This window comes from Bradyrhizobium sp. LA6.8 (assembly GCF_040547935.1).
In the GTDB taxonomy this organism is placed as follows: Bacteria; Pseudomonadota; Alphaproteobacteria; order Rhizobiales; family Xanthobacteraceae; genus Bradyrhizobium; species Bradyrhizobium barranii.
Genome location: NZ_JBEPQQ010000003.1, coordinates 1278054 through 1301965, shown reverse-complemented (window position 1 = coordinate 1301965; position 23912 = coordinate 1278054). Strand labels below are relative to the sequence as shown.

Annotated in this window: 26 protein-coding genes; 14 read left to right on the top strand and 12 right to left on the bottom strand. The window is 64.9% G+C overall.

The annotated features are described in order from the left end of the window. Positions 1-12: 12 nt before the first annotated feature. Positions 13-576, bottom strand: a complete 564-nt coding sequence (locus tag ABIA90_RS20125) for a nitroreductase family protein (protein ID WP_028154760.1) — start codon at positions 574-576, stop codon at positions 13-15. 93 nt (positions 577-669) lie between these two features. Then, complete coding sequence (gene thrS, locus ABIA90_RS20120; RefSeq protein ID WP_071912667.1) at positions 670-2712, bottom strand: threonine--tRNA ligase; 2043 nt, start codon at positions 2710-2712, stop codon at positions 670-672. Between the two features lie 186 nt (positions 2713-2898). Here thrS and ABIA90_RS20115 point away from each other — a divergent pair, with 186 nt between their 5' ends. Together ABIA90_RS20115 and ABIA90_RS20110 are read left to right on the top strand one after the other, a co-directional pair. Next, complete coding sequence (locus ABIA90_RS20115; protein WP_354117654.1) at positions 2899-4074, top strand: MFS transporter; 1176 nt, start codon at positions 2899-2901, stop codon at positions 4072-4074. Positions 4075-4165: 91 nt separating this feature from the next. Next, complete coding sequence (locus ABIA90_RS20110; RefSeq protein WP_028150242.1) at positions 4166-4543, top strand: hypothetical protein; 378 nt, start codon at positions 4166-4168, stop codon at positions 4541-4543. Positions 4544-4597: 54 nt separating this feature from the next. On the opposite strand, the gene ABIA90_RS20105 is transcribed toward ABIA90_RS20110, so the two are convergent. Next, positions 4598-4924 (bottom strand): GrlR family regulatory protein, encoded by a 327-nt coding sequence (locus tag ABIA90_RS20105; RefSeq protein WP_354117655.1) that lies wholly within the window; start codon positions 4922-4924, stop codon positions 4598-4600. Between the two features lie 168 nt (positions 4925-5092). Beyond that, entirely contained in the window at positions 5093-6418 is a 1326-nt protein-coding gene (locus ABIA90_RS20100) for an alpha/beta hydrolase (protein WP_071912671.1), read from the bottom strand. Between the two features lie 329 nt (positions 6419-6747). Between ABIA90_RS20100 and ABIA90_RS20095 the strand changes: the two genes are divergently transcribed. After that, positions 6748-8115 carry an APC family permease gene (locus ABIA90_RS20095; protein WP_354117656.1) on the top strand — a complete coding sequence of 456 codons (1368 nt, stop codon included), beginning with the start codon at positions 6748-6750 and terminating at the stop codon, positions 8113-8115. A 14-nt stretch (positions 8116-8129) separates the two neighbouring features. Further along, positions 8130-9332, top strand: coding sequence for a hypothetical protein (locus ABIA90_RS20090; protein WP_063982514.1), 1203 nt, complete (start codon positions 8130-8132; stop codon positions 9330-9332). A gap of 128 nt (positions 9333-9460) precedes the next feature. Here ABIA90_RS20090 and ABIA90_RS20085 read toward each other — a convergent pair whose 3' ends face one another. Both ABIA90_RS20085 and yidD read right to left on the bottom strand, forming a co-directional pair. Then, entirely contained in the window at positions 9461-9670 is a 210-nt protein-coding gene (locus tag ABIA90_RS20085) for a hypothetical protein (RefSeq protein ID WP_085405563.1), read from the bottom strand. Positions 9671-9770: 100 nt separating this feature from the next. After that, on the bottom strand, positions 9771-10109 hold the full coding sequence (yidD, locus tag ABIA90_RS20080) for a membrane protein insertion efficiency factor YidD (protein WP_085405345.1): 339 nt from the start codon (positions 10107-10109) through the stop codon (positions 9771-9773). A gap of 248 nt (positions 10110-10357) precedes the next feature. Here yidD and ABIA90_RS20075 point away from each other — a divergent pair, with 248 nt between their 5' ends. Next, positions 10358-11254, top strand: coding sequence for a COG3904 family protein (locus ABIA90_RS20075; protein ID WP_063982516.1), 897 nt, complete (start codon positions 10358-10360; stop codon positions 11252-11254). Positions 11255-11305: 51 nt separating this feature from the next. Here ABIA90_RS20075 and ABIA90_RS20070 read toward each other — a convergent pair whose 3' ends face one another. Beyond that, positions 11306-11761, bottom strand: a complete 456-nt coding sequence (locus ABIA90_RS20070; protein ID WP_014494348.1) for an iron-sulfur cluster assembly scaffold protein — start codon at positions 11759-11761, stop codon at positions 11306-11308. A gap of 242 nt (positions 11762-12003) precedes the next feature. Between ABIA90_RS20070 and folE the strand changes: the two genes are divergently transcribed. From folE to ABIA90_RS20050, 4 genes are all read left to right on the top strand, one after another. Then, positions 12004-12696, top strand: coding sequence for a GTP cyclohydrolase I FolE (gene folE, locus ABIA90_RS20065; protein WP_354117657.1), 693 nt, complete (start codon positions 12004-12006; stop codon positions 12694-12696). 46 nt (positions 12697-12742) lie between these two features. Then, on the top strand, positions 12743-13165 hold the full coding sequence (gene hisI, locus ABIA90_RS20060) for a phosphoribosyl-AMP cyclohydrolase (RefSeq protein ID WP_354117658.1): 423 nt from the start codon (positions 12743-12745) through the stop codon (positions 13163-13165). Positions 13166-13305: 140 nt separating this feature from the next. Then, positions 13306-14325, top strand: coding sequence for a lytic transglycosylase domain-containing protein (locus ABIA90_RS20055; protein ID WP_354117659.1), 1020 nt, complete (start codon positions 13306-13308; stop codon positions 14323-14325). A gap of 180 nt (positions 14326-14505) precedes the next feature. Next, complete coding sequence (locus ABIA90_RS20050; RefSeq protein WP_354117660.1) at positions 14506-15681, top strand: DUF2336 domain-containing protein; 1176 nt, start codon at positions 14506-14508, stop codon at positions 15679-15681. Between the two features lie 175 nt (positions 15682-15856). Here the strand turns inward: ABIA90_RS20050 and ABIA90_RS20045 are convergent, their stop codons facing one another. Together ABIA90_RS20045 and ABIA90_RS20040 are read right to left on the bottom strand one after the other, a co-directional pair. Further along, on the bottom strand, positions 15857-16435 hold the full coding sequence (locus ABIA90_RS20045) for an Hpt domain-containing protein (protein WP_354117661.1): 579 nt from the start codon (positions 16433-16435) through the stop codon (positions 15857-15859). 31 nt (positions 16436-16466) lie between these two features. Then, positions 16467-17012 (bottom strand): response regulator, encoded by a 546-nt coding sequence (locus ABIA90_RS20040; RefSeq protein ID WP_008549760.1) that lies wholly within the window; start codon positions 17010-17012, stop codon positions 16467-16469. A gap of 172 nt (positions 17013-17184) precedes the next feature. Between ABIA90_RS20040 and ABIA90_RS20035 the strand changes: the two genes are divergently transcribed. Genes ABIA90_RS20035 through ABIA90_RS20025 form a run of 3 tightly spaced genes read left to right on the top strand, consistent with a single transcriptional unit; the run spans position 17185 to position 18625 of the window. After that, positions 17185-17748, top strand: a complete 564-nt coding sequence (locus tag ABIA90_RS20035) for a DUF2975 domain-containing protein (protein WP_354117662.1) — start codon at positions 17185-17187, stop codon at positions 17746-17748. A 2-nt stretch (positions 17749-17750) separates the two neighbouring features. Further along, entirely contained in the window at positions 17751-18005 is a 255-nt protein-coding gene (locus tag ABIA90_RS20030) for a helix-turn-helix domain-containing protein (protein WP_354117663.1), read from the top strand. A gap of 35 nt (positions 18006-18040) precedes the next feature. Beyond that, positions 18041-18625: a hypothetical protein gene (locus ABIA90_RS20025; protein WP_354117664.1), complete on the top strand. Its 585-nt coding sequence runs from the start codon at positions 18041-18043 to the stop codon at positions 18623-18625. Between the two features lie 13 nt (positions 18626-18638). Here the strand turns inward: ABIA90_RS20025 and ABIA90_RS20020 are convergent, their stop codons facing one another. Next, entirely contained in the window at positions 18639-19418 is a 780-nt protein-coding gene (locus tag ABIA90_RS20020; RefSeq protein WP_354117665.1) for an NAD kinase, read from the bottom strand. A gap of 250 nt (positions 19419-19668) precedes the next feature. Between ABIA90_RS20020 and ABIA90_RS20015 the strand changes: the two genes are divergently transcribed. Then, positions 19669-21240: a S10 family peptidase gene (locus ABIA90_RS20015; RefSeq protein ID WP_354117666.1), complete on the top strand. Its 1572-nt coding sequence runs from the start codon at positions 19669-19671 to the stop codon at positions 21238-21240. Here the strand turns inward: ABIA90_RS20015 and ABIA90_RS20010 are convergent. Further along, positions 21227-22615: a serine hydrolase domain-containing protein gene (locus ABIA90_RS20010; RefSeq protein WP_354117667.1), complete on the bottom strand. Its 1389-nt coding sequence runs from the start codon at positions 22613-22615 to the stop codon at positions 21227-21229. The two genes, ABIA90_RS20015 and ABIA90_RS20010, sit on opposite strands and share 14 nt — an antisense overlap. Positions 22616-22724: 109 nt before the next feature. Further along, positions 22725-23267, bottom strand: a complete 543-nt coding sequence (locus tag ABIA90_RS20005) for a tetratricopeptide repeat protein (RefSeq protein WP_028150223.1) — start codon at positions 23265-23267, stop codon at positions 22725-22727. 251 nt (positions 23268-23518) lie between these two features. On the opposite strand from ABIA90_RS20005, the gene ABIA90_RS20000 reads away from it, so the two are divergent. Further along, positions 23519-23887, top strand: a complete 369-nt coding sequence (locus ABIA90_RS20000) for a His-rich protein BRANT (RefSeq protein WP_039147368.1) — start codon at positions 23519-23521, stop codon at positions 23885-23887. Positions 23888-23912 lie beyond the last annotated feature (25 nt).

Genomic DNA, 23912 nt, shown 5'->3' with positions numbered 1-23912 from the left:
ACAAGACATCGATTAAAAACGCGTCACGATTTCCGAAAGGAACGGCCGCGGACGGTCTTCGCTGGGCTTGGTCGGCGTGCCGATATGGACGAGGCCGGCGAGCTTTTCGTCCGGCTTGAGGCCGAGGCCGTCCAGCACGTCGCGATCGAAGGCGAACCAGCCGGTCAGCCAGCAGGCGCCGTAGCCGAGCGCGGTCGCGGCCGTGACAATGTTCATGACGCTGGCGCCGGCCGACAATTCCTGCTCGAACGCCGGCACCTTCGGATGCGGCTTGGTGAAGCTGACGATACCGATCACCAGCGGCGCGTCGGTGAGGCGTTTGCGCTCGGTCTCGATGTTCGCCGCCGGTGCGTCCGGATTCTTGCGGGCAAAGACCGTCGCGATGACCTCGCCGGCCCGCTCGCGGGCGTCACCCTCGAAAATGATGAAGCGCCAGGGCGCGAGCTTGCCGTGGTCGGGCACGCGCGCACCGATGGTGAGGATGGTTTCGAGCTCGGCGGGGGAGGGGCCGGGCCCGGTCATCTCGCGCGGCTTGACCGAGCGACGGGTCTTCAGGAGTTCGATGGCGTCGGGCACTGCGATGTCCTCTTCGGCTGGTCGTCGGGCGTGCCATGCCGAGATAAGCATGCACGCCCGCAACCGGAAGCGAGTTTAGATCGATTTCAGGACTCAGGCCGCGTCGCGCGCCCGCCGGACGTCCGGTGGGGTGGCCTCGTCGACGAGCGCGGCGAGCGCCTCCACCGTCGTCATCACCTTCTGGCCGTCGCTGCCGAGCCGGCGGACGGAGACCGACTGCGTCTCGGCCTCCTTCTTGCCGCACACGAGCAGCGCCGGAATCTTGGCCAGCGAGTGCTCGCGGACCTTGTAGTTGATCTTCTCGTTGCGCAGGTCGATCTCGGCCCGGAGCCCCGCGCGCCGGACCTGTTCCAGCACCTGCTTGGCATACTCGTCGGCCTCCGAGGTGATGGTGGTGACCACCACCTGCACCGGGGACAGCCAGAGCGGGAAGTTGCCGGCATAGTGCTCGATCAGGATGCCGATGAAGCGCTCCATCGAGCCGCAGATCGCGCGGTGCACCATCACCGGCGCCTTCTTGCCGCTGTCATGGTCGATGTAGAACGCACCGAACCGCTCCGGCAGGTTGAAGTCGACCTGCGTGGTGCCGCACTGCCAGTCGCGGCCGATGGCGTCGCGCAGCACATATTCGAACTTCGGCCCGTAGAAGGCGCCTTCGCCCGGATTGATCTCGGTCTTGATGTGATTGTTCTGCGACTGGATCTCGCGCAGCACCGTCGCCATCACGCGCTCGGCGTGATCCCACATCGCATCGGTGCCGACGCGCTTCTCGGGCCGGGTCGAGAGCTTCACCGTGAGATCGCCGGTGAAACCGAAATCGGCATAGGTCGATAGAATGAGATCGTTGATCTTGAGGCACTCGTCGGCGAGCTGGTCTTCCATGCAGAAGACGTGCGCGTCGTCCTGGGTGAAGCCGCGCACGCGCATCAGGCCATGCATGGCGCCGGACGGCTCATAGCGATGCACCACGCCGAACTCGGCGAGACGGAGCGGCAGGTCGCGATAGCTCTTCAGGCCGTGCTTGAAGATCTGCACGTGGCCGGGGCAGTTCATCGGCTTCAGCGCAAACCAGCGCTTGTCCTCGGCCTCGTCGCCGGCGGACTGCGCCGCGAACATGTTCTCGCGATACCAGCCCCAATGGCCCGAGGTCTCCCACAAGGACTTGTCGAGGATCTGCGGCGCATTGACCTCGCTGTAGTCGCCGGCGAGGCGCCGGCGCATATAGGCGATCAGCTGCTGGAAGATGGTCCAGCCCTTGGCGTGCCAGAACACGACGCCAGGACCTTCTTCCTGGAAGTGGAAGAGGTCGAGCTCGCGCCCGAGCTTGCGATGGTCGCGCTTTTCGGCTTCCTCGATCTGCTTCAGATAAGCGTCGAGGTCCTCCTGCTTCGCGAACGCCGTGCCGTAGATGCGGGTCAGCATCGGGTTGTTGCTGTCGCCGCGCCAATAGGCGCCGGCCACCTTCATCAGCTTGAAGGCGTTGCCGACCTTGCCGGTCGAGGTCATGTGCGGGCCGCGGCAGAGATCGAACCAGTCGCCCTGGTAATAGATCTTGATCGGCTCGTTGCCGGGAATGGCGTCGACCAGCTCGACCTTGAAGGCCTCGCCCTTGTCGCGGAACACCTGCTTGGTCTTCTCGCGGTCCCAGACTTCCTTGGTGAAGGGTTTGTCGCGCGCGATGATCTCGCGCATCTTCTTCTCGATCGCGGCAAAGTCTTCCGGCGTGAACGGCTCGTTGCGGAAGAAGTCGTAGTAGAAGCCGTTCTCGATCACGGGACCGATGGTGACCTGCGTGCCGGGCCACAGCGTCTGCACGGCTTCGGCGAGCACGTGGGCGCAGTCGTGGCGGATCAGCTCGAGCGCGCGCGGATCGTCGCGGTTGATCAGCTCGATCTTGGCATCGGCTTCGATGGGGTCGTCGAGGTCGGCGACCACGCCGTCGAGCGCCATCGCAACCGTGCGCTTGGCCAGCGACGGCGAAATGCCCTTGGCGATCTCGAGGCCGGTGATGCTCTTGGCGTATTCGCGCCGGGCGCCGTCGGGGAAGGTGAGGGTGATCTTTTCGGGCGGGGTCACGGGTCTCAGATTGCTGAGGCTGTATTGAAAGCCGGATTCGGATTTGGGCTGGTCGGTCATTGCTTTTCTCCTGAGGCTCACTCCTGCGAACGAGCGCAGGTAAGCGGGAACGAGCGATATATCAGGCGATTCGGCCTGTGCAATCCGGCATTTCCAAGAAAGTCGCGCGCAAAAGCTTGGGCGATGCTCCAACTATTTCGCAACGCGCCCTTTAACTGGTCGCAGGCCTGCTCTACATGCATCTGCATGGAAAATCCGCCCGCCGCCGGCCGTTTCACACCAACCGCCCTGATGCTCGGCAATCTCGTCACCGGCTGCTCGGTGCTGGCGCCGGCGGGCATGCTGCCGGAATTGGCAACAGGGCTCGACGTCAGCATCCATGCGGCCGGGCTCCTGATTACCTTCGGCGCGATCACGCTGTGCATCGGCTCGCCGCTGACGGCCTGGCTCACGAGCCGCATCGAGCGCCGGACGCTGCTTGCGACCACGCTTGCGGTGCTGGCCCTCGGCAATCTCGGCTCGGCATTTGCCCCTGACTATACAAGTCTCCTCATCATTCGCCTGCTGATGCTGGCGGTCGGCGCGCTCTACACGCCGCAGGCTGCTGGCACGGCGGCGCTGATCGTGCCGGTGAAGCGGCGGGGCAGCACCATCGCCTACATCTTTCTCGGCTGGTCGTTAGCTGCGGCCGTCGGTCTTCCGCTGATCACTTTCATCGCCAGCCGCTATGGCTGGCGCGCGGCCTATGGCGGGATCGGCGCGCTCGGTTGCATCACCTTCCTGTTGTTGCTGCTGCGCCTGCCGGCGGGCCTGAAGGGCGCGCCTGTTGACCTGAAGACCTGGAGCGCGGTCGGCCGCAGCAGGACGATCCTGCTGCTGCTTGCGATCACGATGCTGCAAATGTCCGGTCAGTTTGTGGTGTTCACCTTCATGGGTCCGCTGCTCAAGAAGCTGACCGAGGCGAGCCCGGATGCAATCGGCATGGTGTTCGGCATCTACGGCGTTTGCGGTTTCCTCGGCGTCGTCATCGCGACCCGCATCGTCGACACCTGGGGGCCTTATCGGACGTCGCTGCTGTTCACCTGCCTGCTGTTTGCGGGCATCACCGGCTGGGCGCTCGGTGCGGGGAGCCTGGTGTTCATGGCGTTCGCGGTCGCGATCTGGGGCCTCGGCTTTGCCTCAACCAATTCGATGCAGCAAGTGCGGCTGGTCGCGGCTGCGCCGCCGCTCGCATCGGCGACCGTCGCGCTCAACACCTCCGTCCTCTACGTCGGCCAGGCTGTCGGCTCCGCCATCGGCGGGCTGCTGTTCGCCCGCGAACTGCTGCATCCGCTTGGTTTCGTCGCGGTCGGCTTCGTCGTCCTGGCGCTGATCCTCGTGGTTCTGACCCGACCCCGGCCGGCTGCTGCCACCACGGCCTGAAGGGTGCGTTTTCCTATGCGCAAGGTGCTTGGCAAACCACGCGCGGGAGCGCTAGAAGGCGAGGCATGGGGACCAAAGAGAGTTGACTGACATGAGGATGATTCTGGCGGTTGCCGCGGTGCTCTATTCAGCCTCTGCGTTTGCACAAACCGACAAGCCACCCATGGTGGGGGACAAGCCGCTGGTGCAGGTCACGCCCAAGGGGACCAAAGAGGCCGCGGCCAAGCCGGCCGCGGCGCCGAAGGGCAAACCGCAGTCGATCGCGGCACGGCTCCAGGCCTGCCTCGACCTCGATGACGGCACCAAGGACCGCCTCAACTGCTACGACGCCGTGATCGCGCCGCAGCCGAAGCCGAAACCGGCGAAGGCCAAGGGTTACGCCGATTGCCGCTTCTTCAAGGAAGAGGACGAGCGACTGGCCTGCTTCAACGGCTTTGCCGAGAGCATTCCGAAGCTGCCCAAGACCTGAAGATCAAGACCTGAACATCAAGACCTGAAGATCGAGAGCCTGGAAGCCGGACGGCTAGTCGCTGATCCGGCTCAGCACGGCCCTGAAGGCAACGCCCGGCACTTGCAGCGCGGTGCCTTCGAATTCCGCCGTGTCCCCGTCCTCACGGCCGGCCAGCGTCAGCGTGATCCTGTCGTGCCCGAACAGCGGCTTGAAAGATGGATCGTCGTTGTAGCGCTGGGTCGAAATCTTGACCTTGATGCTGTCGCCTTCGCCGATGTAGGTCCCGATGAAAGCGAACGCGGAATTGCCGCCGCGCATCTTGCCATCCGTCACATAGACGACGCCGCAGCCGGTTCCATGAACCGTGTGGAAGTCGACCTTATACAGTCCCTGACGCACCGTCTGTCCCCGCAGAATTCAAGCTAAAACTTGGCCGGCAAATTATGATCGTTGCCAGCGGAAGCAATCCGGTGGCTCCCGGGGATGTCGGCCATCAACATCACATTTTGATCAAAGCCTGCGGCAATTGCGGGCAGCGCGGCCAAATGCCGGCGCGCGCAATATCGGCTAGCGGCTCGATGCGGCTGGATTGGTGGACGCAACGCGCGTCAGCGCCAACGATGGCGTCGCCGACATCTTCACCAGCACGTCCTTGAGCGGGTCCCGGGTCCAGGCGCGCGTCACATAATCACGATGCGTGATCCCGTCGCCGGTTTCGACGAACACCACGCTGCCGGGACGGAGTGGCCCGTCCATGTCCTCGGAGACGCTGATGCCCTTTTGCCGCAACATGCTCATCAGCTCGCGGTCGCGCCGCGCGGTGTAGCGGGTGTAGGAGCTGACGAAGAAGCCGGAGCGGTGGCTCTCGATCCAGGAGGCGAACTTGTCCATTTCGCCGTAGACGGCATCAAGCAGGACGACGCCGCGGACGCGGTCGCTGATGCCGCCGACCTCGAGGCTCCAGGCCGTCGGCAGGAAGCCGCCGCTATAGCCGACGATCACGATCGGCATGTTGGCGAAGGCGCGGGCGTTGTTGGGATCGCCGGTGAGCCGGGCCAGATGGGCCGCCGACTCTTCCATGAAGCGCTTGAGGCCGCCCGCCTGCCAGAACTTGCCGGCGCTGGAATCGGCGGCATCGACCGCCATCTGCGGCGCCAGCAGGATGGCGTTGGCGCCGGAATCGGTGACCTGCTGCGGTACGAGTTGGCGGTCGCGCACGTCGCGCTCCAGCGTTGCGCCGTTGCCGTGGAAGAACACCACGATCACGCCCGGCTTGCGCACGTCGAAATGCTCGGGCACGTGCATCAGCACGCGGCTGTCGCTGTAAGTCTCGTCCTGCCAGTAGACGCGCCCGGAATAGCTGCGGTGGCCGCGGCGATCGCCCTTGGAGATGTTGAGGAATGGCGCGTCGGAGGCGGGGTTGTTGCCAAAATAGGGGAAGGCCGACGATTTCATGCTGACGAGTGTCGTCAGGTCTTCACGTGCCGGACGCTGGTAGGGGATTTGCGGTGCGAGTGAGGCGACCTTGTACGGCGCCTGCTCCGGCTGAGGCTGCTGCTGGACGGCGCGTTTGGGCGAGAAGTCCGACATCTGCCGTTGCAGAAGACTCTCGCTCGCCGACGGGAAGCGCTCCTTGAATTGCGGGGCGGGGAAGCGATCCTCGAACGTGTCGCTGCTTGCGACCTGAGGATTGGTCTTCGCGACGATTTGGACGTTGGCCTGCGAGTTCGCCGCGAGCGCCGCCGGGTTGGGGGCCCTGCCGCATTGAACCAGCGTGAGCGACAGCGGCACCAAGGCTGAGACCAGCGCGATCCGGCGCGCACCACTGCGCGCGCCGGACAGCGTCCGATCAGCACGAATGTCAGCTCTCAATTTCGGAGCGGCCCCGACCATCCACCCATGACCCCAAGTCATGTCCACAAGCCCAGCGGCAATATTCAAGCTAATTGAGCCGACTGGCGTTTAGGCGACGTTAAGTGTCCGGAGAAACTTCCCCAAATCCGGAATGCTCAAGGGGACCATGCAATCGTGTCCTGATTGTGGGGGTGCGAAACGGGATTCTCAGGTGTTTACGGGGCTTTGTTGCCCAGGATCGTGCACAAAAGGTGCCGCAATACCGATTTCATGCGCCTCATTTAACCCTTGTTAACCCTGCTTGAATTGACTGGACCAGACTGCACGATGCTCTCCACGACACGTGACGCCTGAGGTTGAGGACCCCGATGACGGCATCAGATGCGGGACCCGCGCCCTGGACTGGCCGGCTGACGGGGAGCGGGCCGGGGGTCTCCGTTCTGGTCGCAACCGCCATCGTCGTTGCCGACATGATCGGGGTCGGCGTCTTCACCAGCCTCGGCTTCCAGGTCAAGGACATCCCGTCCGGCTTCTCGATCCTGTTGCTATGGACCATCGGCGGCATCGTCGCGCTGTGCGGGGTGTTCTCCTACAGCGAGCTCGGCGCCATGTTTCCGCGCTCGAGCGGTGAGTACAATTTCCTCGGCCGCGCCTATCATCCCGCCTTCGGCTTTCTCGCCGGCTGGGTCTCGGCGACGGTTGGCTTCGCAGCGCCCGTCGCGCTCGCGGCGATGGCGTTCGGCGAATACGCGAAATCGGTCGTCCCCGATCTGCCGCCGATCCCGCTTGCCATCGGCGTGGTGTGGCTGGTCTCGATCGTGCAATTGACCGGCGTCAGGCACTCATCGACCTTCCAGCTGATCTCGACCATCCTCAAGGTCGTGCTGATCGTCGCCTTCCTGCTCGCCGGCTTCGTCATCGGCACGCCGCAGCCGATTGTCTTCACGCCACAGCCGGGTGATCTCGCGCATATCGTCAGCGCGCCCTTCGCGATCGGCCTCGTCTTCGTGATGTACTCGTTCTCGGGCTGGAATGCCGCGACCTACATCATCGGCGAGATGAACATGCCGCAACGCGATCTGCCGCGCGCGCTGCTCGCGGGCACGCTGATCGTGCTCGTCCTGTACGTCGCGCTGAATGCGGTGTTTCTCTACTCGACGCCGGTCAGTGCGCTGGCCGGCCAGCTCGACGTTGCCAGCGTCGCGGGCAGCGCGATCTTCGGCAGCCTCGGCGGCCGGATCGTCGGTGCGATGATCTGCGTCGGCCTGATCTCCTCGATCAGCGCGATGATGTGGATCGGCCCGCGCGTGATGATGACGATGGGCGAGGACATTCCGGCCCTGCGCGTGTTCTCGAAGCGATCGGTGAGCGGCGCGCCGGCCTATGCCATCCTGTTTCAGCTTGCCGTCGCCAATCTGCTGTTGTTCACGCGCAGCTTCGAGGCGGTGCTCGACTTCATCCAGTTCGCGCTGTTGTTCTGTTCGTTCTTCACGGTCGCCGGCGTCGTCAAGCTGCGCATCACCGATCCCGACCTGCCGCGGCCCTATCGCGCCTGGGGATACCCGTTCACGCCGCTCGTTTTCCTGCTCGTGACCGCGTTCATGATGTACTACCTGTTGACCGAGCGGCCGGTGCAGTCGCTGGCGGGGATGCTGCTCATGCTCTCGGGCCTGTTGATCTATGCTGTTTTCCGCAGGCGGCCGGTCGCCGCTGGTACGTCATCACACCGCGAATAGACATGTTTCGACCCATGAGAATTGCGGCCGTCGCTCTTGCCCTGCTGGCCGCGGCCGTCTCGTCTGCACGTGCCGCCGACGTCACCTTCGATGATACCGCGCGCTTTCTCGCGGGCATGCAGCCTTCGCCGGACTCGCCGCTGGTGCCGCTCACCAAAGACCCGGGCTGGCAGCGCCACGCAAAATTCTTCGACGGCGCCTTCGCCCAGCTCGAGCAGCGGCAGCTCTCGAAGATCCGCAATTGGGCCGACGTCAATCTGGCCGCGCCCCGGCCGACCATGTTCTACTTGTTCAGCGGCCCCGACTTCCTCTACGCCGATGCGTTCTACTCCAAGGCCAGCACCTACGTGCTCGGCGCGCTGGAGCCGGTCGGCGCGGTGCCTGACCTGACGCGGCTGCCGCGCGGCTCGGTCGGTGCCGCGCTCTACAATGTCGAGCGTTCGCTCGGCTCGATCCTGAGCTTCTCCTTCTTCATCACCAAGCACATGAAGGTCGACCTGCACGCCAACCAGGTCAACGGCACGTTGCCGATCCTCTATGTCTTCCTCGCGCGCTCCGGCAAGACCATCCGCAATGTCGAGATGATCGCGCTCGACGACAAGGGCGGGGTGCATACGGGAGGCGACAATCCGGGACGGAACGCGACGCGCGGTGTCCGCATCACCTTTGCCGGAAGCGACGGCGAGGCGCGCACGCTGTACTATTTCTCGACCGATCTCTCCAATGCCAGCGCGCGCAACACGGGATTTCTGAAATTCTGCGAGACGCTCGGGCCCGGCAACAGCCTGCTCAAGAGCGCGTCCTATCTCCTGCACAAGGGCGACTTCTCCGTCGCTCGCAACTGGCTGCTGGCCAACAGCGCGACCATCATCCAGGACGATTCCGGCATTCCGCTTGCGAACTACAATGCGCAACAGTGGCGGTTCTTCCCGTTCGGCCGCTATCTCGGACCGATCGACGAATTCCCCGGCCGCTACCAGGAGCGCTACGCCGAACTGTTCACGCGCGCCCAGCCGATCGATTTCGGCGTCGGCTATCGCTGGCGGACGCATGAATCGAACTTGCTGCTGTCGGTGAGGGTGCCGGGAAGCGAGACGGCGCCGGCTGCGGAGACCACCTCGTCCGCCGAGCCGTCGCCAAAGCCGCCGCGTCCGAAGCGGCTGCGTCCGCCCGAGTCGATCCCGCCACCGCCCGGGCGCTTTTTCTGGTTTCGTTAGGTTGCCTGTTGAGGCGGGTGTCACGCGCTCCGGGCGATGACAACCAGCCGTACGAACGCGAACGCCATCTGATGATATGTCGCCAAACCCGGTGCAGATCGGTTGGTGCTCGATCTCTAACGTCCAGCCTACCAGTGCACGCTCTGGCTCGGCACGATGAAGGCCGTGGTGCTCGGCGCCGTGGCAAGGCTCGTTGCCAGATACCAGCCGGAGCCGACCACGAGCGCCAGCAGCGCAATGATGGCAATCATGTCGAGGGTTCTGGGGTCGTGATGCCCTCTGGAACCAGGATGTGGACCAAGCCTGAAGTGAAAATGAGGGCTGATTTTCCAGCGCATTCTTGTTTCCTCCCGTAGGAGCATCACAACAACGCGAGGGGGAAGTTCCGGTTCCATTCAAGGCAGCGATGCGCGAAGCGCCGCGGCGTTCCTGGTGATATCAGGACGCGTTGACGCCGCGCCAGCGGCCGTAGCGCCAGGGTAGATACCAGTGCGCGCCTTGCGGTGCGGTGAGGGGCACGTTGTCGATTCCCGATGTGCCGAAAGGATTGCAGCGAAGCAGTCGCGCGAGCGTCATCCAGCCGCCGGCCCATAGCCCGAACCGTTCGATCGCCTCGTCGCCATAGACCGAGCAGGTCGGCAGGTGCCGGCAATTGTAGCCGACCAGCGGCGAGAGCGTGTGGCGGTAGAGCCAGATCAGTGCGCGGCCGAATCGACGCGGGAGCCGGAGCGCGCCCTCGATGGGAGTGGAACAGTGCTCGCAGGTTGAATGCTTCATGGGCGCTGTGCTGCGATCGTGAGCGAGGTATTGCGCGGTTCCGGCGCAGGGAACCGCAAGTTGTTGTTTCTGCGCCATATTTCCCGTGCTTTTTGGGAGCAGTGCAGCAAGTACCTGTGGACGATCTGTATTCCCCCGGATACCATTTTTATGACGACCGTGTGTAGAAACATACGCCCGTATGATGGACTCAGAGGGCGCTACCGAGGACTGTTGGGGAACCTTTGGGGCTTGGGGAAGGAACCAGATTGAGACTTCTGAACTCCCTCGACCGTCGCGGCTGGTTGTTGCTTGGGGCAGCCGCGCTTGGCGCCGCGCTCTTCGGAGCTGTCGCCACGACCGGCACAACGGCTCATGCCGGTGCCGCCCTCGAAGAGCGCAAGCTGCCGATGAAGTTCAACTGGGTCGCCTGCGACCCGAACTGCCGCGGCTGGGTCAGCGCGGTCGGCATCATCACCGCTGATACGCCGAGGGATTTCGAGGAGTTTTCGCGCGGACGCCAGCTTGGCGGCGCGACCGTGGTGCTCGACTCCAGCGGCGGTTCCGTCAACGACGCGATCACGCTCGGCCGGCGCTTCCGCAATCTTGGACTTTCGACCACCGTCGGCATCAGCGTTCAGAACCGCAGCGGGCAGTCGGCCCGTCCGGCGGTTGCGCCCGAAGCCTATTGCGAATCCATGTGCGTGTTCCTGCTGCTGGCCGGCAAGAAGCGCTACGTGCCGGAAGCCGCTCATGTCCGGGTCCACCAGATCTGGATGGGCGATCGTGCCGACGATGCCAAGGCGGCGAGCTACAGCGCGCAGGACCTGATGATCGTGGAGCGCGACATCGGCCGGCTCGCCAAATACACCTTCGATATGGGCGGCGCCGGCGACCTGCTCTCGCTCGCGCTCAGCGTGCCGCCGTGGGAAGATCTGCACGAACTGGATGCTGGCGAGCTGAAGCTCACCAATCTCGTCACCACCAATCTGGTGGCCGACGTGCTGCCGCATGTGGACGTCGCGGCGCCCGCGGTGGCGGAACTTGCACCGAAGACCCAGGCGAGGTTCGGCGCGGAAGCGGAGCCGCAGCCCGTCAAGTCGACCAAGACGGCGGAAGCCGTGGTGCCGACCGGTGCTGCGCAAAGCGCAGGCTCGCAGAAGTAGGATTTCCCTAATCGTCATGCCGGGGCGCGCGCCGGAATGACCTCGACCAAATCAGCCCTGCGCCGCGGCCGGCTGCTTGGCTTTCGCCTCGATCTGGCCGATGGCATCGACCACGGCATCGAAGGTCAGGAGGGTCGAGGCGTGTCGCGCCTTGTAGTCGCGGACCGGCTCGAGGAACTTGATCTCTTCCCATTTGCCTTCAGGAGGCGCGCCGTTCTCCTTGAGCATCTTGCGAACGGTTTCACGTAACTCGCGGAGTTCGCTCGCAGTCGAGCCGACGACGCGACTTGCCATGATGGATGAAGAGGCTTGTCCGAGGGCACAGGCCTTCACGTCATGGGCGAAGTCGGTGACCTTGTCGCCCTCCATCTTGAGGTCGATCTTCACGGTCGAGCCGCACAATTTGGAGTGGGCGGTGGCGGTGGCGTCGGGGTCCGGCAGCCGTCCGAGGCGTGGAATATTCCCGGCCAGTTCGATGATCCGCTTGTTATAGATGTCGTTCAGCATGTGATGGAGTCCAACACTTCCGCACCGGATCGGCCTTGGCGGGCGCCGCCTACGGTCCTATATAGGGGCGGAACTGGCGGAAAAACAGTCCAGCGGTGCGGCGGCAGCGGTCCAGATCTGCGCTGCCAGCGTGATGACCCAAAGGGCCTTTTTCGTCAAAACTGTTCTCTTCAGGCGTCCGGCGGCTTGCCGCCCCGTCTGCCGGTGACACTCCGGCCGCGAGGCCGTCGAACGGAGTAGACATGGACGCTACGATCAAATCCATCCGCCCGGGCAAGCCCTCCGACCGCCAGCCCGAGAGCCGCCCGGCTGAGCTCGACCCTGCCGAATTCCTCGCGGCCGCCGTCCGCGCCGACCAGCCGCGCCCCGCGCGCGCAGAGGCGGAAGCGGCGGTGAAGACGCTGCTCGCCTATATCGGCGAGAACACCGCGCGCGAAGGCTTGCTCGACACGCCGCGCCGTGTGGTCGAGGCCTTCGACGAGCTCTATCAGGGCTACCACCAGTGCCCGGCCGAGGTGCTCGACCGCACCTTCGGCGAGACGGCCGGCTATGACGACTTCGTGCTGGTGCGCGACATCGAGTTCACCTCGCAGTGCGAGCATCACATGATGCCGTTCTACGGCAAGGCGCACATCGCCTATACGCCGGTGGAACGCGTCGTCGGCCTGTCGAAGCTTGCGCGCCTGACCGACATCTTCGCCCGCAGGCTCCAGACCCAGGAGCACATGACGGCGCAGATCGCGGCGGCCATCGACGAGATCCTCAAGCCCCGCGGCGTTGCCGTGCTGATCGAGGCCGAGCATACCTGCATGTCGGTGCGCGGCGTTGCCAAGCATGGTGCCTCGACCTTCACCAGCCGCTTCACTGGCATGTTCCGCGACAATCCGGCGGAGCAAGCCCGTTTCCTGTCCCTGGTGCGAGGCGCGACGCGCTGACCTCGCGAAGGTCTATGTCCGCGTCGTGCTCCAAGCGAGGACGCCCGTGTCCGCTCACTCCCATGAGATCGAGGAAGGCCTCGCCTTCCTGCCCAGGTTCGACGCCGCCGGCCTCGTGACCTGCGTGGCGACCGACGTTGCCACCGGTGATGTGCTCATGGTCGCGCACATGAACGACGAGGCGCTGCGCAAGACGATTGCGACCGGCGAGGCCTGGTACTTCAGCCGATCGCGCAATGCCTTGTGGCGAAAAGGTGAGACGTCGGGTCAGACCCAGCGCGTGGTCGAGATCCGCACCGATTGCGACCAGGATGCGGTCTGGATCCGTGTCGAGCAGATCGGCGCGGCCTGCCACACCGGCCGCCGGTCCTGCTTTTACCGCAAGGTCGACGCCGAGGGCGGCGGCGCCAAGCTGGTCTTCATCGATGCGGACAGGTTGTTCGATCCGGACGCCGTCTACAAGAAATAGCCGGCCGTCACCCCGAGTTCGGGCCGCAATGACGGCGAGCGGCCAGATTAACCCCGCATTAACCATACCTGTCCCACGGTGAGACGACAGGCGCCGAATTGCCGGCGTCGCTCAACGCCGCACGGGGCGGGCACTCCATCATGTCGGTCGACAATTCCAGTGCCTCTCAGACGACGGGTCTCGATCCGTCGCGGGCACGCGTCGCCGGCGCGATCAAGCAGGTCTCCAACCGGACGGGCGTCAGCTTCCAGTACATGCTGACCACCGCCAAGATGGAATCGGATTTCGATCCGACGGCGGAAGCCACCACGTCGTCCGCGCACGGGCTCTACCAGTTCATCGACCAGACCTGGCTGGGTACGGTGAAGGAGGCGGGCACCCAGCTCGGCTATGGCAATTATTCCGACGCCATCACAAGGACGTCGTCGGGCAGCTACGCTGTCGATGATCCCGCCATGAAGCGGTCGATCATGAAGCTGCGCGACGATCCGGAAGCCGCCTCCACCATGGCCGCAGCGCTGACGCAGTCGAACAGTTTCAAGCTCACCGGACTGCTCGGCCGCAGGCCGTCTGACAGCGAACTCTACATGGCGCATTTCATGGGTGTCGGCGGCGCCGCAAAGCTGATTGCCAATGCCGAGGACAATCCGCAAGCGGTCGGCGCGCGGCTGTTTCCCAACGCGGCCTCCGCCAACCGATCGATCTTCTACGCCAGGGACGGCCGCGCGCGCAGCGTCTCCGAGGTCTATTCGGTGCTCGACGCGCGCTACGCCAGCGCGGCGAATTCGAAAACGACCCGCAGCGCAATGGCGATGTATGGCGATACGCCATCCACGACGCAGGTCGCAAGTGCCAACGGCGTGCAGCCCACCGTGCCTGTCATCGACAACGCCGCCTATCTGCAAACCTTTCCGGAGGCGCGCGGCGTGACGCCGGTGAGTGCGACGTCGTCGTCAACGGTTGCAGACAACACGCCGATCACACCCGCGTTCCGCTCGATCTATCAGCCCGGCGATACCACGCAGCCGGTTTCGACCACGGTGCAGAAATTGTGGGGCAACAACGCCTCGCTTGCTTCGATCGCATCGGCGACGCCTGACGTGCGCCCGCCGCAACCGCTCGATCTATTCAGCGATCGCAGCGGTACGTTCTCGAGCTGATCGTCGCGCGAATAACCCGCTCTCGTGTCCCGGACGCGTGGCAGGCGGCTTTGTTCCCTTAACAAAACGTCAATAAAACCAGCCAGTTATGGTGAACGCTTTGTTAAGCGTCGTGGTTTATTTTGTGTTGCAGGTGACAAGCCGTCACCGTTTTCGTTTGTTGTGTAAGCCGGAAGCAGCATGATTGTTCGGCAGTTCATCAATTGGATCAGGACGGCGCCCGCCGGCGAGCGGGCCGAGGCGACGCGGGCATTGGCCCGGGCCTGGCTGATCTCAGACCTTTCCCATGACGACCGTATCGCGGCCGAAGGCGCGCTCCTGATGCTGCTCGACGATCCCTCGCCGCTGGTGCGGCAGGCGATGGCCGAGGCTTTTGCGCGCAGCACCGATGCGCCGGCGTCGATCGTGCGGGCGCTGTCGGCGGACCAGCCGACCGTCGCGCTGCCGGTGCTCGAACATTCTCCGCTCCTGATCGACGCCGATCTCGTCGACATCGTCGCAACCGGCAATGACGAGGTGCAATGCGCGGTCGCCCGCCGCATCGCGTTGCCGGTGTCGGTCTGCGCCGCCATCGCCGAAGTCGGCTGCGCGGCGGCCGCGCTCGAGCTGATCGAAAATCCCCACGCCGAGCTCGCGCCGTTCTCCTGGAATCGCATCGTCGAGCGCCACGGCCATCTCGCCGCGATCCGCGAGGCGATGCTGGTGCTTGAGGATTTGCCGGCCGCGACGCGCGCCGCTCTGGTGGCAAAACTTTCCGAGACCCTTGCGCAATTCGTCGTGGCGCGGAACTGGCTGAGCGCCGATCGTGCCGAGCGCATCGCGACCGAGGCGCGCGACCGCTCGACCATGAACATCGCGGCGCGCTCGCGCGGCGAGGACATGCAGGGCCTGGTGCATCATCTGCGCGTCACGGGCCAGCTCACCGCCGGTCTCATCCTGCGCGCGCTGCTGTCGAGCAATCTCGATCTGTTCGACGCGGCACTCGCCGAACTCGCCGACCTGCCGCTGGCACGCGTCTGTGCGCTGCTGCACGACCGTGGCGGCAATAGCCTGCACGCGCTGCTTCGCCGCGCCGGACTTCCCGAGGCGACCTTCGCGGCGTTCCAGGTCGCGCTCGATGCCCGCCACGAGCAAGGTTTTGTCGATACCGACGACGGCGCGGCGCGACTGCGCCGGCGCATGGTCGAGCGCGTGCTCACCCATTGCGAGACCGACCGCGGCGCCACCGAACCGCTGATGGTCCTGCTCCGCCGCTTCGCCACGGAATCCGCGCGCGAAGAGGCAAGGCTGTTCTGCGACGAGCTCGTCGCGGATGACGCGTTCGATCCCGTGTATGACGATCTGATCGCGGCGTAGCGAGACGCCGTAGGGTGGGCAAAGGCGCGTAGCGCCGTGCCCACCATTTATCCGCACAGCTTATATTTCTTGGTGGGCACGCTTCCGCCTTCGCTCTTCGAGCTACGGCGGACGAGTCGCTTTGCCCACCCTGCGACACTTGCGCTCGTAATGACGCGAGGGGAGCGCTGGGGCGCTACTCCGCCGGCACGATGCTCGGTGCCAAAATCACCTCGAGATGCTCGGGGCGGTCGCGGTTGGCGTGGGCGAGATAGTCGTCGGCGACCTTGCGCAGGCGGCGGCTGAGCTCGGCCGAGACGCTGATGCTGTCGAGCTTGGTGTTTTCATGCAGGATGGCGAGGATGGCGTTGATGTGGTGCGTGAACAGCTCGGCCGGCACCTTGTCGAGATCGGGCGCGTGCTCGATGACGCGGCACAGGCTCTCCGCAACTCCCGCCGCCGCCGGATAGCCGAACGTCGCGGCGTCGCCCTTGATATCGTGCGCGGCGCGGAACAGCTCGTCACGCCGCTCCTTGGTGAAGCCCTCATGGCGAACAGCGACGTAAGCGGCGGACAGACGATTGACCTCGGTCGTCATCCAGTCCTTGAACTCGCTGGACAGGCCTGCCAACGCCTGCTCGGCGCGGGCGACTGGATCGTCCAGGTCCTTTTCCTCGACACGGCGCAGAACCTTGCGCAGCGGATTGGGCTGCGTGATCACCTGGTGCGTGGCGAAGGCCGTGACCTCGATATCCTTTGCGCCGTTCTTCGCCATGATGTCTGCCCCGATCGTGTGAGACGTTGCGCTAGATGGAGGAACGAGCCTTGTCGAGCAGCGAGGGTTGCTGGAGCACCTCGTGCTTTTCGCCGACGCGGCGCTCGGGGCCCATATAGGCGGAGTTGGTGTTGCGGCGCCGGTCCGGACCGAAATAGGTCTTGGTCTTGATGAAGGGCCGGGGATTGGCGACGACGTTGAGGATGCGCTGGTAAAGGCCCTTGGCGGAGATCGGCTTGGCCAGGAATTCGGTGACGCCGGCATCGCGCGCGACCGTGACGCGGCGTTTCTCGGAATGACCGGTCAGCATGATGATCGGCGCGTAGGGATTGCCCTTGGATTCCGGCTGCCGGATCATCTGCGCGAGCTCGAGCCCGTCGAAGATCGGCATCGCCCAGTCGGTGATGACGATGTCGGGCACGTAATGGCTGTACATTTCCAGCGCGGTGGCGCCGTCCTCGGCCTCGTAAACCTCGCGCGCGCCGAAGGAGTGCAGCAGCGTCCGCAGGATGCGGCGCATGTGCGGATTGTCGTCGCAGACGAGGAAGCGCAGCTTGTTGAAATCGATGCGGAACATGACGCCTGGGCCGGAGCGGTCAACTTTCGTTAACCATATCGCGGCGGGGGTTAAGGAAGGGTTGCTGCCGGCATTTCGCGGAGTACGTGACGAGAGAAGGGATTAATATCGTAATTCTGCCATTTTTTATTGTATAACGATAAAAATATACGATTGAATGGGAGCTAGTCCGATGAGCGTGATCGCGTTTCCTTTTCCTGCGCCGGTCGAGCCGCGGTTGCGGCGCATCGGGCGGATCGTGGCCGTCGGCGCGCTCCTGTGCGTCGCCGGCGCTGTGCTTGCGGTGCCGCTGCTCTGGTCGAGCGACGAGATGCTCCGGCACTGGATCGCGACCCAGTCCCCGCTGGGGGCGCGGCCCTTCACGCTCAACCTCAGTACGCGCCTCGCCGGTGCCCTGATCAGCCTGATCGGACTTGCGCCTGTTCTCTACGCCTTGTTGCAGCTCTCGATGCTGTTCTCCCGTTTCGCGCGCGGCGAGGTCTTCGTGACCGAGAACGCCTGGCGCATCCGCCGGATGGGCCTCGCGCTGATCGTCAACGCGCTGATGTCGCCGCTGGTGCAGATGCTCACCACGCTCAACCTGACGCGGGCCAACCAGCCGGGCCAGCTCGTGGTCATGTTCGGGATCGAGCAGTCGCATGTGCTGTCGGTGCTGAGTGGCCTCGCGCTCGTCGCCTTCGCAACCGTGATGGCCGATGCCGTTCGCATGTGGCACGAGAACAGCGAGATCATCTGACCATGCCGATCATCGTCAACCTCGACGTCATGCTCGCCAGGCGCAAGATCAGGTCGCGTGAGCTTGCCGCGCGCATCGAGCTCACGGAGGCGAACGTCTCCCTGCTGAAGTCGGGCAAGGTGCGCGGCATCCGCTTCGACACGCTCGAGCGGATCTGTGCCGTGCTCGACTGCCAGCCCGGCGATATCCTGGAATATGTCCCCGACGCCGCGGACGACGCGCTGGAGCGGCGCGGGGCCGGCCGGAAATCGGCCTAGCCCAATCCTTCAAGCCCAGACTGGAGATGCCTGCGATGAACCGCCTGGCGCGTGTTCTTGCGAGCGCGGCTGCGCTCATGCTTGCCGGCTGCAGCTCGGTGCCGCTGACATCGATTCCGCCGCTTGCCCGCATCGATGCCAGGACGACGGATCTGTCGATGCTGCGCGTCGCCGTGCAATTGCCTGACGCGCTGCGGCCACGTTCGGGCAGCGTCAAGCTCGACGTCGTCACCAAAGTGGCCGGCGAGGCCGAGACCAGGACGAGCTTCGCCATGATGGAGATGAGCGACGCGCGAGATCGCGCCGGCCTGCCTGCGCCGCCGCTGGGCTCCTCGACCTACGCCTATCGCTTGTCGCCGGGCGATGCTGCACGCTTCGAAGCGCTGCGTGCGTCGATGGTCGAGCAGGGGAAGCAAGGCAAACGCGGGTCGATGGGGCTCGGCGTGGCAGCCAGGGAATTCTGTCGTGCGAACGCGGCGCCGCAGGGATCGCTGCCTGTCACGATCTATCTGATGACGTCGGAGACGAAGAGCTTCGTTCCCGTCGTCAGGGATTTCGATCTGCTCGGTGATCCCACCATGGCGGGCGGCCTGGAACCGATTCAGCCTTGCGGCCAGTGATCCGCGCCGGCGCTCAGTAACCGAACTGCTCGCGCAGGATGCGCTCTTCCAGGCTGTGGCCGGGGTCGAACAGCATGCGCATCGAGATGGTCTTGTCGGACAGCACCTCGACGCGGCGGACGTCGCGCACCTCGTCATGGTCGGCCACCGCCGCCACCGGCCGCTTGTCGCCCTCCAGCACCTCGATCACGACGTAAGCCGTATTGGGCAGGAGCGCGCCGCGCCAGCGGCGCGGGCGGAAGGCGCTGATCGGCGTCAGCGCCAGCAGCGCGGCGTTGATCGGCAGGATCGGTCCCTGCGCGGACAGATTGTAGGCGGTGGAGCCGGCGGGCGTCGCCACCATGATGCCGTCGGCGATCAGCTCAGCCATGCGCTCGCGCTCGTCGATCAGGATCCGCAGGCGCGCGGCCTGGTAGGTCTGCCGGAACAGGGCGACCTCGTTGATGGCGTGATGCAGATGGACGCGGTCGTTGACGTCGGTCGCGCGCATCAGGAGCGGGTTGATCTCGGATTCCTGCGCCGCCTCGAGACGGTCGCGAAGGTCGACCGTCGAGTACTCGTTCATCAGGAAGCCAACGGTGCCACGGTGCATGCCATAGATCGGCTTTCCCGAGTGCATGTTCTGGTGCAGCGTCTGGAGCATCAGTCCGTCGCCGCCGAGCGCGACCACGACATCGGCGTCTTTCGGGTCGCAATTGCCATAGTCCCGAGTGAGCTGGCCGAAGGCGGTTTGCGCCTCGCTGCTTGGGCTCGCGACAAAGGCGATCCGGTTGTATCGCGCTGGCTTGGTCATGGCTTCCGGGCAGGGCCGCTGGCTGGAGAAAGTTCCGCCGGGCTCGTCTATACGACCTGGGCCTGCATTGTCGAGAAGGACCGCTGTTCAAGGCAAACAGCGTCCATCCCGATTCAGGGCAAATCCGGGTCGATTTGTGCTCGCCCGGCTTCTTCAGGCGCCGCCGGGCCGACTATCCCCCAAACCGTCGCAATTTCTGGCTAGCCTTGCGATGCTCGCCGGCTCTCGCAGCCGGACAAGGAGAACGATCATGGTCATGCGTTTGCCGGCGCTCCGCCGCGCGACCCTGGTACTGGCGGTGTCGACTTTCGCGCTCGCGGGATTTGCCCGCGCGGACGATCCGCCGCAGCCGCGCGCCGAGACGGCCGCCCCAGCGGGACAGAAGGGTGGTGGGCGCGGCGGCAACACGCCAGGCGCCTCACAGGGTTCATCGTCCGCCGCCGAGCCGCATCGCCTTCCGTCGGATTCGACCACGAAGCAGACGCTCGATCTGCCGGGCCGTGCACTCGACTTCACCGCGACGGCCGGCTCGATCCGCGTGTTCGACGGCAAGGGTGAGCCGCTCGCCGACATCGCCTATACGTCCTATGAGCTCGATGGTGCCGACCGCGCGACGCGCCCCGTGACGTTCCTGTTCAACGGCGGTCCCGGCGCGTCCTCGGCATGGCTCCAGTTCGGCGCTGCGGGTCCGTGGCGGCTGCCGCTCGATGGCGAAGCCCTGTCGCCGTCCGCCTCACCCGATGTGAAGCCGAACGCGGAGACGTGGCTCGACTTCACCGATCTCGTCTTCATCGATCCCGTCAGCACTGGCTACAGCCGTTTCGTTGCCAGCGGCGAGGACGCGCGCAAGTCCTTCTACTCCGTCGACGGCGACGCCAATTCGATCGCGCTCGTGATCCGCCGCTGGCTGGAGAAGCACGACCGGCTGACCTCGCCGAAATATGTCGGCGGCGAAAGCTATGGCGGCATTCGCGGGCCGAAGGTCGTGCGCCAGTTGCAGCTCCAGCACGGCGTCGGCGTCAGGGGATTGATCCTGGTGTCGCCGCTCCTGGACTTCCGCGAGTTCACCGGCACCAGCCTCCTGCAATATGTCGCGACGCTGCCGAGCTATGCCGCGGTGGCGCGCGAAGCCAAGGGAGCGGTCAAGCGCGCCGATCTCGCCGACGTCGAGGCTTACGCGCGGGGCGAGTTCCTGGCCGACCTCGTCAAGGGCGAGGCGGACAAGGAGGCCACCAATCGCCTTGCCGACAAGGTCGCCGAGCTCACCGGGATCGATCAGGCCGTGAGCCGCCGGCTCGCCGGCCGTTTCGACGTCGGTGAATTCCGCCGCGAGTTCGACCGCAAGAACGGCAAGGTCACGGGGCGCTACGACGCCTCGGTGCGAGGCTATGATCCCTATCCGGATTCGAGCAGCTCCCGGTTCGGCGATCCCTCGGGCGATGCGCTCCAGGCGCCGCTGACGAGTGCGGCGGTCGATGTTCTCACGCGCAAGCTCAACTGGCGGCCGGATGGCTCCTATGAAGTCCTCAACGGCGCCGTCGAGGGCAATTGGGATTTCGGCCGCGGCATCAACCCGCCCCAGTCGGTGTCGGAGCTGCGCCAGATCCTCGCCACCGACGGAAAGCTGAACGTGCTGGTCGCGCACGGCCTGTTCGATCTCGCCACGCCCTATTTCGGATCGAAGCGGGTGCTCGACCAGCTTCCGGCGTTCGCCACGCAGCGGGTCAAGTTCGTCGTCTATCCCGGCGGCCACATGTTCTATTCGCGCGACGGCTCGCGGCAGGCGTTTCGGAGCGAGGTCGAGGCTCTTATCCGAGAGTAGGCCGCCGCTTGCGCGGCGGATATCTCCGCGCGATCTCGCGCGCCACGACACGCTCCGGCTTGATATTGGCGCCGGCGATCCAGATGTCGCTGACCTTGCCGCGCGCGTCACGGACGCGGCGCACCGGCTCGCCGTGGCTGGAATACCCGGCAGCCCAGGCGAGCTTGCCGGTGTCGCGGCCGGTGACCTCGATCTCGGCGGCATCCATGAACGGATTGATGAACTGCGGATTGGCGACCAGCACGCGGTTGCCCGCGGGGACGAGATCGGTTGCGCCCCAGATCGTCCACCAGCGGCCGTTCCAGTCGCGCACGCGGCGGTCGGGTGCGCCGCGAGTCCTGAACACGCGCAGGATCTGCATCGCGCCGTCCATCCAGAACGGCGCCGCGCCGTCGATCGAGTTGCTGAGGATGCTGATCGCGAGCTCGCAAGCGGGGATGGAGCAGGTCCGGGAGATGTAACCCTGAAAATGGCCGCCATGGCCGAACCAGTCCCAGCCGTCGGTTTTGCCGGCGTTGATGCCAAGGCCGTAATAGGCCTCGAAACTCTGCGGGATGCGCCAGTGATGCCGGGTCATTTCGCGGCGGCTTGCGACTGAGAGCACGCTCTTCCTGGCGTTGGGCGCAAGCTGCGCGAAGAAGCGGGCCGTATCGCCGGCGGTGGCGGCGAAGCCCGTAGCGGACGCCATCGCGTGCGTCGGATTGTCGCCGGGGATCACGCAACGCTCGCCCAAGGGCACTTTTCGCGTGTGGCCGCGCGCGAACGATGCGCCCTTGGGAAGCGGCGCATCCGGCTCAGTCTCGCGCAGGCCTGCGGGCTCGATGATCTCGCGCTTGATCCAGGCGGAGTAGGGCTCCTTCGACACGGCTTCGATGACGAGGCCGAGCAGGCCAAAGCCGTGGTTGGAGTATTTGAAGCGCGTCCCCGGCTCGATCGCGGTCGGCAGCTTCAATTCCGCAAGCAACTCCCTGGCGTTGAGATAGGGACGGTTGTCGATGAACTGCCCGGAATCGGCGCCATCGCGCGTCAGCCCCGCGCTGTGCGAGAGCACCTGCGCAATCGTCGTCTCGGCGACGCGCGGATGCAGGCCGCCGACATGTTGGCCGACTGTGTCGTCGAGCCGCAGCTTGCGCTGGTCGCGCAGCTTCATGATGCCGGCGGAGGTAAAGCTCTTCGAATGCGAGGCGATACGGCAGCGGTGGCGCGGGGTGAGCTTCTCGCCAGTGTCGAGATTGGCAAGACCAAAGGCGTGCTCGGCGACGATTTCGCCGCGATGGGCAAATGCGACGATGACGCCCGGCTGCTGGAATGTCGTCTGTTGGAATTCGATCCAGGAGCCGATGTAGTCGATCGCGGATCGCAGCCACGTATCCATTGCGCACCAATTTGCGAGGGGAGCACTTGATGCGAGAGGCTAACCGAGAAAGCGGAACGGGCACAACCCCGAGGTTGTGCCCGTTCGTTTCGTTCGAGGATGCGATGTCTCAGTAGACGAGCGTCGCGCCGGTCGGCTTGTCGAGCGCCGCGGCGAGCGAGCGATACTCGGAGCTGTCGGTGCCGGCGAGCGAGGCGATCTTGTTCAGGTGGTACTGCGCCTGTTCGCGGTTGCCCTGCTCGAGCTGCCAGAGGCCGTAATACTGCCAGGTGCGGACGTGGTTCGGATCGTCCTTCAGCGCGATCTCGTAATAGACCTTGGACGACTGGTAGTCGCCGAGCTTGCGATAGGAGTAGCCGATCAAATTGGCGACGTCGGCGACGTCGTCGCGCTCGAGCGACTTCAGCTGGCCGATCGCGCTCGTGTAGTCGTGACCGTCGTAGATCGTGGTGTAGGCGGTGCGATAGGCCGCGAGGAATTTGGGATCGCTGATGGAGGAGCTCTTCTTCTTCCCCTTCTTGGCCGAGCTGTCCGACTTCGGCGGCGGCGAGGGCTCGTCGCTGCCCGCGGCGTAGGCGCTGGTCAGCATCGGTCCGGCGGCCAACGCCATCGAGACAAGCCCCGGTACCAGAAGCATGGAAAGTTTGCGCATCTATCTTCTCCCGTATGGAACGTGGCGATCCTACACGATTGCCCAAAGACCGGAACACCCAGAGGGCAAAAACATTCCCGCTTCGCACGATCTATTCGCCCCTCCGCAGATGACAAACTTGTCATCGAGATGAACAGAAGCCTGCGACGGGCTTCAGATTGGGTTCAGTGCACGCCGCCTAGGCTCCCACCCACGATCGAAGAGTAGGCGAGAGGGCGCCGCCTCAAGATCCTTCCAAGAGGAGACCGACCATGTTGAAGACCATTTCCGCAGCCTTGCTCGCCGCTTCCGTAATCGCAGCCCCGGCCTTCGCCGCTGAAGCCGGCAAGACCACCACGACTGCGCCGGTGATCAAGGCGGACCAGAGCCAGACCAAGGTGTCGACCACCGCCGCGAAACCCGAGGCCGGCGTCAAGGCCGACACGAAGGCCGCCGACGTCAAGGCGGACGCCAAGGTGGATACCAAGTCGAAGGCGATGAACGCCAATGCCGCGGTCACGCCCGACGAGCACAAGGCCGTGCGCACGCATCGCCACCACAACAAGCATCTGTCGGCCAAGAAGTCGCTGAAGGCGCAGCCTGACGTGACCAAGCCGGCGGCCATCGACAAGCGCAGCTAACGACTGATCCGGCGCGGCGGCATCC